The 15,436-nt window shown below is 67.7% G+C and carries 11 protein-coding genes and 1 tRNA gene; 6 read left to right on the top strand and 6 right to left on the bottom strand.

Going from position 1 to position 15,436, the window contains the following annotated elements; all coding sequences use genetic code 11:
- Positions 1–37 precede the first annotated feature (37 nt).
- The 3 genes from ASE70_RS13165 to ASE70_RS13155 all read left to right on the top strand — a co-directional run bounded on the left by ASE70_RS13165 (position 38) and on the right by ASE70_RS13155 (position 3,806).
- Complete coding sequence (locus tag ASE70_RS13165) at positions 38–1,621, top strand: alginate export family protein (protein WP_235519906.1); 1,584 nt, start codon at positions 38–40, stop codon at positions 1,619–1,621.
- Positions 1,622–1,694: 73 nt separating this feature from the next.
- Positions 1,695–3,308, top strand: a complete 1,614-nt coding sequence (locus ASE70_RS13160) for an NAD-dependent malic enzyme (RefSeq protein WP_056505592.1) — start codon at positions 1,695–1,697, stop codon at positions 3,306–3,308.
- A 105-nt stretch (positions 3,309–3,413) separates the two neighbouring features.
- On the top strand, positions 3,414–3,806 hold the full coding sequence (locus ASE70_RS13155; RefSeq protein WP_056505589.1) for a hypothetical protein: 393 nt from the start codon (positions 3,414–3,416) through the stop codon (positions 3,804–3,806).
- Between the two features lie 33 nt (positions 3,807–3,839).
- Here ASE70_RS13155 and ASE70_RS13150 read toward each other — a convergent pair whose 3' ends face one another.
- Complete coding sequence (locus tag ASE70_RS13150) at positions 3,840–4,040, bottom strand: hypothetical protein (protein ID WP_082438822.1); 201 nt, start codon at positions 4,038–4,040, stop codon at positions 3,840–3,842.
- Positions 4,041–4,078: 38 nt separating this feature from the next.
- Positions 4,079–6,289: a TonB-dependent receptor gene (locus ASE70_RS13145; RefSeq protein WP_443024885.1), complete on the bottom strand. Its 2,211-nt coding sequence runs from the start codon at positions 6,287–6,289 to the stop codon at positions 4,079–4,081.
- 73 nt (positions 6,290–6,362) lie between these two features.
- On the opposite strand from ASE70_RS13145, the gene ASE70_RS13140 reads away from it, so the two are divergent.
- Complete coding sequence (locus ASE70_RS13140; protein WP_235519903.1) at positions 6,363–8,819, top strand: PepSY domain-containing protein; 2,457 nt, start codon at positions 6,363–6,365, stop codon at positions 8,817–8,819.
- Positions 8,820–8,826: 7 nt separating this feature from the next.
- Here ASE70_RS13140 and hspQ read toward each other — a convergent pair whose 3' ends face one another.
- On the bottom strand, positions 8,827–9,201 hold the full coding sequence (gene hspQ, locus ASE70_RS13135) for a heat shock protein HspQ (RefSeq protein WP_056505585.1): 375 nt from the start codon (positions 9,199–9,201) through the stop codon (positions 8,827–8,829).
- Positions 9,202–9,333: 132 nt separating this feature from the next.
- Here hspQ and ASE70_RS13130 point away from each other — a divergent pair.
- Together ASE70_RS13130 and ASE70_RS13125 are read left to right on the top strand one after the other, a co-directional pair.
- Positions 9,334–9,423 (top strand) — tRNA-Ser (locus ASE70_RS13130).
- Positions 9,424–9,683: 260 nt separating this feature from the next.
- Complete coding sequence (locus ASE70_RS13125; protein ID WP_056505582.1) at positions 9,684–12,986, top strand: glycosyltransferase; 3,303 nt, start codon at positions 9,684–9,686, stop codon at positions 12,984–12,986.
- Positions 12,987–13,021: 35 nt separating this feature from the next.
- On the opposite strand, the gene ASE70_RS13120 is transcribed toward ASE70_RS13125, so the two are convergent.
- The 3 genes from ASE70_RS13120 to ASE70_RS13110 are packed head-to-tail and all read right to left on the bottom strand — an operon-like array spanning position 13,022 to position 15,376.
- Positions 13,022–14,326 (bottom strand): sensor histidine kinase, encoded by a 1,305-nt coding sequence (locus ASE70_RS13120; RefSeq protein ID WP_235519901.1) that lies wholly within the window; start codon positions 14,324–14,326, stop codon positions 13,022–13,024.
- A 38-nt stretch (positions 14,327–14,364) separates the two neighbouring features.
- Complete coding sequence (locus ASE70_RS13115; protein ID WP_056396794.1) at positions 14,365–15,048, bottom strand: winged helix-turn-helix domain-containing protein; 684 nt, start codon at positions 15,046–15,048, stop codon at positions 14,365–14,367.
- On the bottom strand, positions 15,020–15,376 hold the full coding sequence (locus ASE70_RS13110) for a hypothetical protein (RefSeq protein WP_056505576.1): 357 nt from the start codon (positions 15,374–15,376) through the stop codon (positions 15,020–15,022). Before ASE70_RS13110 ends, ASE70_RS13115 begins: the two co-directional genes overlap by 29 nt.
- Between the last annotated feature and the right edge of the window lie 60 nt (positions 15,377–15,436).

Here is a 15,436-nt window from a genome sequence, read left to right as displayed (position 1 = left end):
CCGGTTACTGCCCCGCGAGGCACCGGAGAGAGTTTCGATGAACATGTTCCTGCGGCTCTGCTGCACCACGGCCGCCCTGACGATCCCGACGATCGGCCATGCCGCCGAAGTCGTCGCCGGCGCTCCGGCCACCGCCGAAGCACCGGCAGCCGATGTCGGCACGCCCGCGACCGAAGCGCAGGCCGCGACGGGCAATGCGAACTCGCCATCGGTTTTCCCCGGCCCCGTGGCGGACAAGGGCACCGCCCGTCCGGCGACGCAGGAATATCCCAATACCGGCGTCGGTGACGGCGTGACCGCCGGCGGCTACAACCAGTCGCGCTGGGCCGAGGACTGGAGCAAGTATCGCGATCCCAAGAAGCGCGAGGACATCCTCGACAAGCTGAAATACATCCCGATCGCCGGTGACGACGTCTATCTGACGTTGTCGGGCGAGTTCCGGGCCCGAGTCAACCTGACCACCAATCCCAACCTGCGCGACCGCGAAGCGCAGCGGCAGGATATCTTTCGCGTCGTCGGCGGTGCCGACCTGCATCTGGGCGACCATGTCCGTGTGTACGGCGAACTGGCGCATGCCGGCATGTCGGGCCGTAATCTGGGCGCGAAGGCCGGGCAGCTGCACAACGACCTGGTGGTGCAGCAGAGCTTCGTCGACCTGAAGGCGACGGTCGCGAACGTCGATGTCGGCGTGCGCTATGGCCGGCAGACCTTCGCCGACGGCCCGAACCTGATGGTCGTGCCGCGCGACAACAACACGATCTTCTTTGTTTACAACGGCGTGCGCGCGTGGGCGAAGGGCGACACGATCCGCGGCGACGTGTTCGATTTCAAGACGACCCGGCTGGGCGTCGGCGGCACGCGCGACGACATCGTCGACGACAACCGCCGTTTCTCGGGCGCGACCGCCGGGTTCGTGCTGCCCAAGACGTTCCTCGGCGGATCGAACCTGTATTTCGATCCGTTCGTCTGGCGGCTGCGCAACAGCACCGCTGTCTGGGGTGGACGGACCGCCGAGGAAGTCCGCAAATTCTACGGCCTGCATCTCTATGGCGATACCGGCCCGGTCAATCTCGACTGGACGGTCAATTATCAGGGCGGTGAGTTCAACAACCGTTCGATCTCGGCGTGGTTGATCCTGATGCAGCAGATGTACAAGGTCAGCAAATCGAAGACGTCGCCCCGCGTCGGCTTCCACTTCGACTATGCCAGCGGCGGCGGGTCCTATGGCAATGGTACGCTCAAGACCTCGCTCGCGCCGTTCGGCAACAACATCTACTACAGCTATCAGCTCTATTCGACGCCGACCAACCTGTTCGCGTTCGCGCCGAGCGTGCAGTTGCAGCCGACCGCCAAGCTGCGGCTGGCCGGCGAGTATCAGCTGTCGTGGCGCGACAGCCTGAACGACGCGGTATACCGCGCCAACGGACAGGCATTTGCCGGCACGCAGCTGGGCAATTCGCGCAAGATCGCCGATACGATCCGGATGCAGGCCATCTATGCGGTCAGCCCGCGGGTGAGCGTGACGGCGCGGTACGAGCATCTGATCGCCGGTCCGGCGCTAACCGATGCGAATTACAAGAGTTCGGACTTCGTGGCCGGCTGGGTCAGCTTCCGCTTCTAGTTCCCTAGAGCAACCTCACGCCCCGGCGGATTCCGCCGGGGCGTTTTCGTATTCCGATCCGAAGGGCCTGCCGATGTCCCCCGCCGTTCATGCCGCAGCGCGCGCGCTGCTTGCCGATCCGCTGACCAACAAGGGCACGGCCTTTACCGAGGCCGAACGCGAGCAGTTCGGCCTGCACGGGCTGCTGCCGCCGCATGTCGGCACGCTCGACAGCCAGATCGAGCGGCGGCGCAAGGCGCTGGCCGGGATGCCGGACGACTTTCATCGCTATTCCTTCCTGCGCGAATTGCAGGATTCGAACGAGATCCTGTTCCACGCGCTGGTCCAGCGCGCGCTGCCGGCGATGCTGCCGCTGGTCTATACCCCGACCGTCGGCGAGGGGTGCGAGCGGTTCAGCGAAATCTGGCGGCGGCCGCGCGGGCTGTTCCTGTCATGGCCGAACCGGCAGCGCATCGCCGACATCCTCGCCGACCCCGCGCTCGACCGGGTGAAGGTGATCGTGGTGAGCGACGGCGAACGCATCCTGGGGCTTGGCGATCAGGGTGCGGGCGGCATGGGCATCCCGATCGGGAAGCTGGCGCTCTATACCGCCTGTGCCGGCATCCATCCGGCGGAAGTGCTGCCGATCCTGCTCGACGTCGGCACCGACAATGCCGAACGGCGTGACGATCCGCTGTATGTCGGCTGGCGCAATCCGCGCATTCGCGGGGCCGAATATGACGCGTTCGTCGGGGATTTCGTGGGCGCGGTCGCCGATCGCTTCCCCGGCGTGCTGCTGCAATGGGAGGATTTCGCCGGGCACAACGCCTATAAGCTGCTGGAGCGGTATCGCGACCGGCTGTTGAGCTTCAACGACGATATTCAGGGGACCGCCGCCACCGCCGTCGGCACGCTGCTGTCGGCGATCGAACGGACCGGCACGCCGCTGATCGAACAGCGCATCCTGTTGTTCGGCGCGGGGGCGGCGGGATGCGGCATCGCCGACATGCTGTTGCAGGCACTGCAGGCGGAGGGGCTGGACGAGGCGCAGGCGCGGCAGCGCCTTTGGGCAGTCGATCGTAACGGATTGATCCTGTCCGACATGGACGATCTGTCGCCGGCGCAGCGCGAACTGGCCCGCGATCCCGACGACGTCGCGGCGTGGACCCGGACGACCCACGGCGCGATCGACCTGTTCGACACCGTCGCCAATGTCCATCCGACCGTGCTGATCGGCGCATCGGGCCAGCATGGGGCATTCAACGAGGCGGTGATCCGCACCATGGCGCAGGCGGTCGAGCAGCCGGTGATCTTTCCGCTGTCCAACCCGGTGTCGCGGGCGGAGGCGCATCCCGAAGACCTCCACCGCTGGAGTGCCGGTCGCGCGCTGATCGGCACCGGCAGCCCGTTCGGCGTGGCCGGCGTCACCCAGGTCAACAACGTCTATATCTTTCCGGGCGTCGGGCTGGGTGCGATCGCGGCGGGTGCGACGACGATCACCGACACGATGTTCATGGCCGCCGCACGGGCACTGGGCGCGATGGGCGGCGAGGAGACGTTGCTGCCGCCGATCGAGCGTTTGCGCGACGTGGCGCTCGACATCGCCGTGGTCGTGGCCGAGCAGGCGGTCCGCGATGGCGTCGCGGCCGAGGGTGCGGCAACCGATCGCGACGCGATCGCGGCTCGGATGTGGACACCGACCTACTGACTATTCGGGAACCCTGCCGCCCGCATCGGCTTTCGCTTTCCTGTTGACACTGTCCAGCGCCGGTTCACCTGCGCCGGCGCAGAACGGGGACAGAGAGGAACCGATATGAAGCAGTTGATGCAGATCCTTGCCGGGGTTGGCCTGACATTGGCCGGGCTGACCGCCGTGCCGGCCATCGCCGACGCGCACCCGCGCCACCATGCGCAACGCTATGACGATGGTCCCCGCGCCCGCGATCAGGATCGCCGCCGCTGGGACGACCGCCGTCAGTGGGACAATCGTCGTGGCTGGAACGACCGGCGCGGTCGGGACGATCGCCGCGCATGGAACGACCGCGGCCGATGGGACGATCGTCGCGGGGATGGTCGTCGCGATCGTTCGGGTTATCGCGGCGAGCGGATCATCCATGGCGGATCGCGCGAAGCCGCCGCGATGGGGGTCCAGTATCGCGGCCCCTGCCGCTACGTGATCCGCAACGGCCGCGAAGTCTGCGGATAAGCGACCGACCCCTTCCGGCGATGCCGGGAGGGGTTATTTTTTGGGCGTGACCCAGACCGATACTGGCACCACGACCTTGCCCGGCGCGGGCTTGCCGACATCGACGCGGTCGGCGGTGACCAGTTCGCCGGTTTCGAGATTGAACGACGCCCATGGCTTGGGCATGCGGCCGAAGGTCATCTTCTGGATCGGCTGGCCGGTGGTCGAATTCATGATCGTTGCAGTGACAGGCATGGGCGGCGGGTAGCCCCTGCCCCGCCCGTCTGTCCAGTTCAGAAACGCACGTCCCAGCCCAGCGTGAACGTCCGACCGCGCCCTGCGAAGAAGGCGAAGTTGTCGGTCGGAAGCCGGGTATCGCTGTTATAATCGATATAAAAGCGATCGAAGATGTTCTGCGCGCTCAGCGTCACGCCGCCGAACCTGGTCTGATACCGGAGTTGCGCGTCGGTCACGTCATATCCGCCGAAATTATTGTCGGGGTTCGGGTTCGCCTTTCCCCGGAACGTCCGCGACAGGTAGAATTGCGTCTGGACGCGCGCAGTGAGCGGACCGTGCGTGACATCGGCGGCAAGGTTCAGGCGATTGGGCGAGATGTTGGTGCCGTCGAGATCGGTATCGACCACGCCGTCGCCGGGTGCGCGGTCGCTGTCATAGCGGCCGAGGATATGGGCATAGCCGGTCGAGACGCGCAGCCCCGGCAGCGGGGTCTGTACGGCGAGGCTGACCTCCAACCCCTCGATCTCCACGCGCTGGCGCTGGACTTCGAAAATGCCGTTGCCCTGCGCGATCAGCAACTGGCCGCGATCGCTCGACGACCAGAAATAGGTGGTGCTGGCGTCGAGCGGCCCGCGCTTCACCTCGACGCCGACCTCGCGATTGTTCGACACGACCGGCTGGATATCGAGGAAATTGTCCAGCCGGACGTTCGGCGTGGCGATGGCGCGGGTGATGCGGCCGATATCGGCCATGGTGAAGCCCTGTGCATAGCTGGCATAGGCGCGAACGCCGGTGACGGGTTCGAAGATCGCCCCGCCGTTGAACAGCAGGTCGCTGAATTTCGGGCTGCCGCCGGTCACCGCGACCCCGCCATAGGTCGCGACGTTGCGCCCGTCATAGGTGTTCGACGCAAGCGTGCGGAAATCGTCGATGCCGACCCGCACATTTTCCCAGCGCGCCCCGCCGGCCAGCCGGACGACCCCGTCGAACAGCTTCAGATTGGCCTGGGCAAACGGAGCGAGGCTGCGAAAGTCGGCGGGCGGAACCCAGATGCGATTCGTCGCGATCAACCGCTGCTCGGTCCGGTCGATCAGCGCGTCGAAGCCGATCGTCGCGACCAGCGCCTCGAAGCCCGGCACGGCGCGCTCGTAGCTGAGCTTCGCCCCCAATTTGCGCGAACGGTTTTCCGACTGGTCGAACAACGTCCCGACCGGCGCCAGTGCCGGGTCCTGAAAGGTCGGAGTGAAGGTCACTTCCCCGCCAAAGGTGTCGTGCGTGCGGTTGAAGAAGAACTGGGTGACGAGATTGCCCCCGAACAGGTCGCTGTCGGTATAGGACAGCGACAGCGCTTCGGCCCGGTTGGCGGCCGGCTTGCCGGGCGGCGTCCCGCGTACCGCGCTGGTCGGCAGGCCGGTACGACGGTTGCCGGCGATCGCGATATAATCGCCGTCGCCGTTCAGTTCGTAGCGATTGGCGATCAGGTCGAGCCGCCCGGTCGCGCCGACCGCGAGCCCCAGCCGCGCGAAAAAATCGGTCGCGCGCGAATCCTGCGTTTCGCCCTGCGTCAGGTTGACGCCGATCCGCCGGTCGCGCGCGTCGTAGAATGCGCCACGCCGTTCGTAACTGGCCCCGAATGTCGCGTCGAACCGCCCGGCCTTATACTGGACCAGCCCGGCCGCCTTGCCGCCAGAGCCGTCCTTGTCGAAGTCGTCGGCGGTCGTCGCCTGCACCAGCGCCCGGCCGCTGACGCCCTCTTCGCGCGGTGCGCCGACCGTCACCTGGTTCACGATGCCGCCGGTGCCGCCGACACCCTGCAACGCGTTCGAACCATAGATCAGTTCGACCCGATCGATGAAGAAGCCATCGATGGTAAAGCCGTCGCGGCTGCCATCGCGCAGCGGCGTCGTCTGCGGGATGCCATTGATCGCATAGAGCGGCGAGCGACCGCGCAGCGTCTCCCCCGCGCCCGATAATTTGCCGCGTGTCGGCGAAAAGCTGGGCGTCAGCGTGGCGACGGCATCGGTGATGCTGCCCGACAGCGCGATCTGCTGGTCGAGCGCCTGCTTGTCGATCAGGTCGATGGTCAGCGGCAACGCATTGGGCGGCAGGATGGTGCGGGCGGCGGTGATGACGATCTCGTCGTCGACCGGTCGCGCGGCGGTCGTGGCCGCTTCCGGTCCCGCTTCCTGTGCGATCACCGGCTGCGGCACCAGTGCGAGCGCCGCCCCGATCATCCAGCGCGAACGCCGCGTTTCCGACACCATCATCATTTCCCCCGCGCAACAATTGACCTCATCTTGCGCGGCCGCTATCGCGATCAATTATCAATAGCAAGCGCAGATGAGCGAACCGTCGATGATCCGCAACGTTCTTTTCCAGCTTCACTGGTTCCTCGGGATCACCGCCGGGCTGGTGCTGGCGGTGATGGGCGTGACCGGCGCGTCGCTCAGCTTCGAGCCGGAAATCCTTGCCGCGCTGAACCGGGATCGGCCGGTTGCCGCTGGTACGCGGCTGTCGGGGCCGGTGCTGGCGGAGCGGTTTGCGGTGCAGAAGCCGGGGGCGACGATCACGCGGCTGACCGTTCCCGCCGATTCCAGCGAGCCGACGCTGGTCGGCTATACGCTGCCCGGATCGAAGGAACGACATGTCGAACGGATCGACCCCGCGACCGGGCGACTGACGGGCACGCTCAAGGGAAGCGCCGTGTTCGAGGTGATGGAGGATCTGCACCGTTGGCTGGCGCTGCCCGACGACGGCGACGGTATCGGTCGGCAGATTACCGGTTTCTCGGCGATCGCGTTGATCTATTTCGCGCTTTCCGGCCTGTATCTGCGCTGGCCGAAACGCCCGCTCGACTGGCGCAACTGGGTCGTGCTCGATCTGCGCAAGACCGGGCGCAACCTGTATCGCGCGCTCCACGCCGTGATCGGTGGCTGGGTGTTGGTATTCTACCTTCTCAGCGGGCTGACCGGGCTATGGTGGTCCTATGACTGGTATCGCGACGGGGTGAAGGCGATGCTGGTCGCGCAGGTCGCCGAGAGCAAGCCGGACAAGGGGGCGAAGGCCGACCTTTCGCTGGCATGGTCGGGGTTCGAACGCGCGACCGAAGGCCGCCGGTACGACCGCATCGTCGCCAGCGTCCGCGACAACCAGGTGCAGTTCCGCGCGAAACTGCCCGGCGCGCGGCACGACCGGGTGACCGACGAACTGACCATCGACGGGACCAGCGGGGCGGTGCTGTCGGCAACGCCCTATGCCATGCGGACCGTCGGCGAGGATATCGTCACCAGCGTCTATGAACTGCATCGCGGTGCCTATTTCGGGGTCGCCGGGCGTATCGCGATCCTGCTCGCCAGCCTGTCGATGCCGTTGTTCACCATTACCGGCTTCCTGCTCTATTTCGCCCGACGGCGGCGCAAGGCGGCGCTGGCGGCGGTCGTCGGCGATACGCCCGACCGGCCGGTCGCGGAGGCGACGACGCTGGTCGCCTATGCCAGCCAGACCGGATCGGCCGAACGGCTCGCCCGGTTGACCGCCGAGGCGCTGCCCGCCGCCGCCGCGCTGCCGATCGCCGCGCTCGACGATGCGGCGCTGGCGCGGGTGAAGCGGCTATTCGTGATCGCGAGCACTTATGGCGAAGGCGAACCGCCCGACAATGCGCGTGGTTTCGCGCGCGCGCTCGATCGCGCTGCCCCCGATCTGTCGCACCTCGAATATGCGGTGATGGCGCTGGGCGACCGCGAATATGCCGAGTTCTGCGCGTTCGGCCACCGGGTCGATCGCTGGCTGCACGACAGCGGCGCGACCCGGCTGTTCGATGCGGTCGAGGCCGATGGCGAGGATGCCGATGCGCAGCGACACTGGCAACGGCAGCTGGCGGGTCTGGGCGCGCGGACCGATCAACCCGACTGGGCACCGGCGGCGATGGGAGAATGGCGGCTGGTCGACCGGCGGCTGCTCAATCCGGGCAGCAGCGGCGGGGAGGCATGGCATATCGCGCTCGAACCGATCGGCGCGACCGTCGACTGGATGCCGGGCGATATCGTCGAGGTCGTGCCGCAGCAGGATGCCCGCAGGGTCGATGCCTTTCTGAACGCAGCGGGGATCGCGGATACGCCGGAGATGCGGGCGTTGCTGATGACGCGGATCCTTCCCGACGCGGCGGATGCGGATGTCGCGACACTCAAGCCGATCGGGCACCGCGAATATTCGATCGCATCGATCGCGGCATCGGGCCGGGTCGAATTGATCGTGCGGCGCTGTCCCGCCGCCGATGGCTATGACGGGCTGGGATCGGGGTGGCTGTGCCACGGCGCGCCGCTGGGCGGGACGATCGCGGCGCGGGTCCGGGCGAACCCCGCCTTCCATCCGCCACGCGACGCGGCAACGCCGCTGGTGCTGATCGGCAACGGCACCGGGCTGGCCGGGCTGCTCGCCCATGTGCGGCATCGCGCGGTACAGGGTGGCGGGCCGGTCTCGCTCTATTGGGGCGAGCGACAGGCGGCACAGGACGATTTCCACGCAGTCGAGCGGCAGGCGCTGGCCGACCGGGGCGTAGTGACGCGGTCGATCACGACCTGGTCCCGCGATCCGGGCGGCCATCGCTATGTGCAGGACGCGGTCGCGGCGGACGCGCCGGCGATCGCCGAGGCGGTTGCCGCCCGAGCGACGATCTATGTCTGTGGCAGCGTGCAAGGCATGGCACCGGCGGTCCATGCCGCGCTGGCGACGATCCTCGGCGAGACGGCGATCGAGGCGATGCTGGACGAAGGACGCTATCGCCGCGACATCTACTGATCGTCGGTCAGTGGCGATGCTCGCGGCGCAACCGGTAGCGGCCATCGGCATAGTCATCGAACAACCCGGTGATCGCGGGATGGTCGACCGGCTCCTCGCTGTGGTCGGCGATCAGATTCTGCTGGCTGACATAGGCGACATAGCTCGCCTCGGCATTCTCGGCGAGCAGGTGGTAGAAGGGCTGGTCCTTGCGCGGGCGTGCTTCGGCGGGGATCGACTGATACCATTCCTCGCTGTTGGCGAAGATCGGGTCGATATCGAAGACGACCCCGCGAAAGTCGAACAGACGGTGGCGCACGACGTCGCCGATCGAAAAACGGGCATGGGCGACCGGCGGCAACGGCGTGCCGCGGTCGAGCGAGGGGGAGGACGGGGCCTTCATGCGAAATAATCTAGGTCCGATGTGCGATTGCAGCAAGGAGGCGCTTGCAAGTCGCGAATCCTTGGGCTAACCGGCCTCCCTCGCTGACCACCGTGCCGCGCTGACCTGCGGCATGGAGCGAGAAACCTCTGCGGAGAGGTGGCAGAGTGGTCGATTGTACCGCACTCGAAATGCGGCGTGCCTTAACGGGTACCGAGGGTTCGAATCCCTCCCTCTCCGCCAGATACCTCCCCTTCGAAGCGCATCGCGATGAAGCCGCCCGGATGAGCGGCGCTTCCTTTCCTGCTCATGGTCCGTCCGTCGCGCCGCGCGACTGAGTTGATCCGACCGCCGATCGGCCGCGGTGGCTTCCGGTTCGGTGACGCGTCGCGATCCGACAGGTGACCAAAAGTTCATGCCATGCTCACCGCCCCGCCCGGACCGCAGCGCTAAGCGGCGGGGCATGGCCGTAGCGTGCGGCCGGTGCAGCCAGGGTCGACCGTGTGAGCAAGCCGATTTTCTTCGATCCGACCGGGCGTCGCGGTGTGTGGGCACGGCGGAGCGTGGCGTTGCTGATCCTTGCGGTCATCGCCGCGGCGGTGGCGTTCGCAACGACGCTGGTGGCGACGCCGCGCACGCTGGGCATTCCCCTGCCCTTTGCCCGGCGCCATGGCGAGGCGTTCGCACCGCGCAGCGATACGACGGGGCGGCATGGGCGGTGGTTGCCGCACGCTACCTCGCCCAAGACCGGCGGCACGCCGCTGACGATCGGTTTCTATGCCCCCGATACGGCAGGCGGGATCGCGTCGTTGCAGCGGCACCTCGCCACGCTCGATTGGGTCGTGCCCGCCTATGTCAGCGTGGTCGGTACACAATTGCACGCGATCGACGATCCGCGGCTGGAGCAGGTGCTCGCCGGAGCGCGCCATGCCCCGAAATTGTTGCCGATGGTGCAGAATTTGACCGATTCCGACTGGGACGGCGCGGGCGCGGCGCAGATGCTGGCCGATCCGACGGCGCGCAAGGCACTGATCGACCAGCTGGTCGCGGTCGTGAAGGCGCGCCATGCCGCCGGGCTGGTGATGGATTATGAAAGCCTGCCCGCCGCCGCCGTGGCGCGCTATCCGGCGTTTCTCGCGCAGTTGAACGCGGCGCTTCCCAAGGACGCGGTGCTGGCCGTGACGGCACCGGCGGGCGATCCCGACTGGCAGCTGGCCGACCTTGCCAGTGCCACCGACCGCGTCATCCTGATGGCCTATGACGAACACTGGGAAAGCGGGTCGGCCGGGCCGATCGCGTCGCAGCCATGGTTCGTGGGTCAGGTCGAAAGCGCGTTGCGACAGGTCGGTCGCGACAAGCTGGTCGTGGCGCTGGGCAGCTATGCCTATGACTGGCATGACGGCAGCGCCGACGCGCTGTCGATCGAGGAAGCATGGCTGGCCGCGCATGATTCGTCGGCGACGGTCGGGTTCGATCGCGCCAGCGGCAATGCCGGCTTCGCCTATCAGGACGAACGCGGCAGCCAGCACAAGGTGTGGATGCTGGATGCGGCGACCAGCTGGAACCAGATGGCGGCGCTGCGGCGGCTGGGGATCGATGCGGTCGCGATGTGGCGGCTGGGCAGCGAGGATGCCGGGTTCTGGAACGACCTGACCGCCTATCGCACCACCGACCGCGTGCCGCGCATCACGCAGTTGCAATCGGCGCTGAACGTCGATGTCGAGGGGAGCGGCGAAGTGCTGCGCATCACCGCGCGGCCGACGCCGGGACAGCGTAGCGTCACCTTCGATCGCAACGGCATGATCGCCAACGAGGCCTATGCCGCACTGCCGACGCCCTATGTCGTGCAGCGCGCCGGTGCCGCCGATCCGAAAGCGATCGCGCTGACCTTCGACGACGGACCCGACGCGACGTGGACGCCGCAGATTCTCGACGCGCTGGAGGCGGCGCATGTCCCGGCGACCTTCTTCGTCGTCGGGGAGAATGCGATCGAGCATCCCGGGCTGTTGCAACGGATCGTCCGCGACGGCGACGAGATCGGGAACCACAGCTATACCCATCCCAATCTGGCGACGACAGGCGAGCGGACGACGACGCTGGAGCTGAACGCCACGCAGCGGCTGATCGAGGCATATACGGGCCGGTCGACGACGCTGTTCCGCGCGCCCTATTTCGGGGATGCCGAGCCGACGACGATGGACGAGATCGCGCCCGCGCTGCTGGCACAGGATCTGGGCTATACGGTGGTCGGGCTGCACGTCGATCCCAATGACTGGCAGCGGCCGGGCACCGATGCGATCGTCCGGCAGGTGGTCGAGCAGGTCGAGGACGCCAGCGCCGACAGTTCACGCAACGTCGTGCTGCTGCACGATGGCGGCGGCGACCGGGCGCAGACGGTGGCGGCGCTGCCCCGGATCATCGCGATCCTGCGGTCCAAGGGCTATCGCTTCGTCACCGCCTCCGCACTGGTCGCCGTGCCGCGCGCCGTCGCGATGCCGGTGATCGCCGGGCGCGATCTGGCGGCGGTGCGGACCGACGTTGCGATCTTCATCGTTATCGCCGCGATATCGGTGCTGCTGGCGTGGCTGTTCTACCTCGCCATCGCGCTGGGCATGGCGCGGGCGGTGCTGATGGCGGGGCTGGCATGGTTCCAGTCGCGGCGCGAACGGCCAACGCCGCCGGTGTTCCAGCCGAGCGTCACGGTCATCATCCCCGCCTATAACGAGGAGCGGGTGATCGCCGATTCGGTCGCGCGGGTGTTGGCCAGCGACTATCCGGGGCTGCACGTCATCGTCGCCGATGACGGGTCGAAGGACGGGACGAGTGCGGTGGTCCGTGCCCGCTTCGACGACGATCCGCGCGTCACGCTGCTGACGCTGGTCAATGGCGGCAAGGCGGCGGCGCTCAACCGGGCGCTGTTGCAGGCCGAGGGCGAGGTCATCATCGCGCTCGACGCCGATACCCAGTTCGAGACGACGACGATCGCCCGGCTGGCGCGCTGGTTCGAGGACCCGGCGCTGGGCGCGGTGGCGGGCGATGCGCGCGTTGGCAACCGGGTCAATCTGGTCACGCGCTGGCAGGCGGTCGAATATATCACCGCGCAGAACCTCGAACGCCGCGCGCTGGCCGGGTTCGATGCGATGACGGTGGTGCCGGGCGCGGTCGGCGCATGGCGGCGCGCGGCGCTCGATGCGGTCGGCGGCTATCCCGAGGATACGCTGGCCGAGGATCAGGACCTGACCATCGCCATCCAGCGCGCCGGGTGGCGCGTCACCTACGACCCCAATGCGGTCGCATGGACCGAGGCACCGGAGACGTTCAAGGCGTTGGCGAAGCAGCGCTATCGCTGGGCATTCGGGACGCTGCAATGCCTGTGGAAGCACCGCGCGATCCTGCGCACCGGCAAACCCGCGGGACTGGCGCGGATCGGCCTGCCGCAGGCATGGCTGTTCCAGATCGCGTTCGCTGCGGTCTCTCCGCTGATCGATCTGGCGCTGCTGCTGTCGATCGTCGGTACGGCGGTGCGGGTGGCGCAGCATGGCTGGGCACAGACCAGCGGCGACGTGTCGCAAATGGGACTCTACTGGCTGTGCTTCACCGCGATCGACGTGGCGTGCGGCTGGGTCGCCTATCGGCTGGACGGGAGCAAGGCCCGCTATCCCGCACATCTGCTGGTCGCGCAGCGGCTGGTCTATCGCCAGATCATGTACTGGGTCGTCCTGCGCGCGATCGCGTCGGCGATCGGCGGGTTCGTCGTCGGATGGGGCAAGCTGGAACGGACCGGGAGCGTGCAGGCGGCGGCGTAAGCCGTCTGCCTGCACCGCATCGGCTGACCAGACGATCAGCGCGGCAACGTCATCCGGACGATCAGGCCGGGATCGTTGTCGCCGAGTTCCAGCGTCCCGCCATGCAGCCGTGCGACCGCCGCGACCAGCGGCAGGCCGAGCCCTGCCCCGCTCTCGTGCCGCGACGGGTCCAGCCGACCGAAGCGTTGCAGCGCCGCCGCCCGGTGTTCGGGCAGGATGCCGGGTCCGTCGTCGCGAACCACGACGGCAACGGTCCCGGTATCGGCCTCGACCGACAGACGGACCGTTCCCGCACCATATTTCAACGCGTTATCGATCAGGTTTGATACCGCCTGTCCGACCATCTCGCGGTGGACATCGGCGATGACCGGGCCGGCCGGCAGGACCGCAATCGCCAGTCCGCGATCCTCGGCAAGGGGGTCGAACAGATCGGCGAAGTCGGCCACCAGAGCCGTCAGATCGGTCGGGCTGAAGGCTTCGCGGCCGATCCCCGCCTCGGCGCGCGTGATGCGCAGGGCGGTGTCGAGCATCCCGAGCAACCGGTCGCCCTCGTCCATCGCGCGCAGCACCGCGATCCGGCCGTCTTCGGTATCGGCGGCGGCCAGTGCCCGTTCCAGCGTCGCGCGCAGGCGCGTCAGCGGCGATCGGAGGTCGTGGGCCAGGGCGTCGGTCGCCATCTTCAATTCGCCGACCAGCATCGCGATCCGGTCGAGCATCGCGTTGACCGACTGTCCGAGCTTGTCGAACGCGTCGCGCCCGCCCGGCAAGGCGACGCGACGGTCGAGATCGCCGGCCGTGACCGCCGCGACGGTATCGACGGTGCGCCACAGCCGCCGGGCGATGATCCGCGCCGCGACCCATCCGGCAAGGGCGGCAAGCGCGAGCGCGACGATCATCGCGGCGACCATCGCCATTTCCATGGCACCGACAAACGCCCGTTCGCCCTCGATCACATGCCCGGTCAGCAGCCGGGTGCCGTCGGGCAGGACGGTCCCGATCACCCGCATCGATTCGGGCCGGTCGCGACGGACGCGGAACAGTTCGATCGTGGCGGGCGATCCGGGGGACACGTTGGGCGGCCACGCCGCGACATTCCCGGCCAGCGGCGTACCGTCGCGCGCCGTCACCAGCACCACCGACAAAGGCCGGTCGCTGCGGTCGAGCCGCAATTCGACCGCCGCCCGCAAGCCCGGCACGCCCCGCGCCGCCCATGCCTCCAGCAGGGTTGCGCGCAGCCGTTGCGCTTCTTGCGTGGCGCTGGCGGTCAGGCGGGTTTCGGTGATCGTCCGCACCGTCAGCAGCGTCACCGCCGCCCCGGCCAGTTGCAGCGCAAAGACCAAGGCGGCAAATCGCAGCGTCGCCGACCGGGTGAGCAGCCTCAGGGTTCGACCCCCAGCTTATAGCCCGACCCGCGCACGGTATGCAGCAGGCGACGCGGCTCGCCATCGTCGATCTTGCGGCGCAGACGGCTGATATGCACGTCGGTCACGTTGCTGCCCGGATCGAAGTGATAGTCCCAGACGCCCTCCAGCAACATGGTCCGCGTCACCACCTGTCCGGCATGGCGCAGCAGATATTCGAGCAGCCGGAATTCCCGCGGTTGCAGGTCGATGACCCGCGCGCCGCGCCGCACCCGGCGTGCCAGCAGGTCCATCGTCAGATCATCGCAGGTCAGCATCGTTTCGGCCGCCGGCGCACCGGCCGGCTGCCGCCGGGTCAGCAGCCGCACCCGCGCCAGCAATTCGGCAAAGACGAACGGTTTGGTCAGATAATCGTCGGCCCCCTGCGTCAGCCCCGCCACCCGGTCGTCGGGCGATCCCATCGCCGACAGGATCAGCACCGGCGTCGTCACGCCGGCGGCGCGCATCGCCGCAATCGTCGCCATCCCGTCCATCTGCGGCAGCATCCGGTCCATGACGATACAGTCATACCCGCCGTCGATCGCGTGGAATAATCCGTCGCGCCCATTGGCGGCACGATCGACCACGAACCCCGCTTCGGTCAGCCCCTTGCCGATATAGGCTGCGGTCTCTTCATCGTCCTCGACGGTCAGGATCTTCACGTGACGCCACCTCCGGCGGTCGCAATATCAGCGAGTGGGCACCGACGTCACCCCTTGCCGCGACATGCAAGAGAACGGGACCGGCAGCGAGGTTCCACATGTCGGCAGAGGCTGGCGCATGGCCCGCGACGGCGTCGACGACGTCGCCGACCCGCAAGCCCGACCGCGCCGCCATGCCATCGGTGCGCAGACTGGTAACGACCCAGCCATCGGGCAGGCTGTGTGGGGCAAGGGTCGCGCCGTCCGCGGCGAAGGTCCCGCCATCCACAGCGACGCCGCGCCATCCGGCGATCAGCACCGCGCAGGCGACCAGTCCGCACAGCGTCATGCCGCGGACGATAGCGAAACGGGGTGCGTCGTGAACCGGCATCCTGCGACTCCTCTACGC

Source organism: Sphingomonas sp. Leaf22 (genome assembly GCF_001421715.1).
Taxonomy (GTDB): Bacteria; Pseudomonadota; Alphaproteobacteria; order Sphingomonadales; family Sphingomonadaceae; genus Sphingomonas.
Note: the sequence above shows the minus strand (reverse complement) of the source record. Positions and strands in the feature narration are given on the sequence as shown.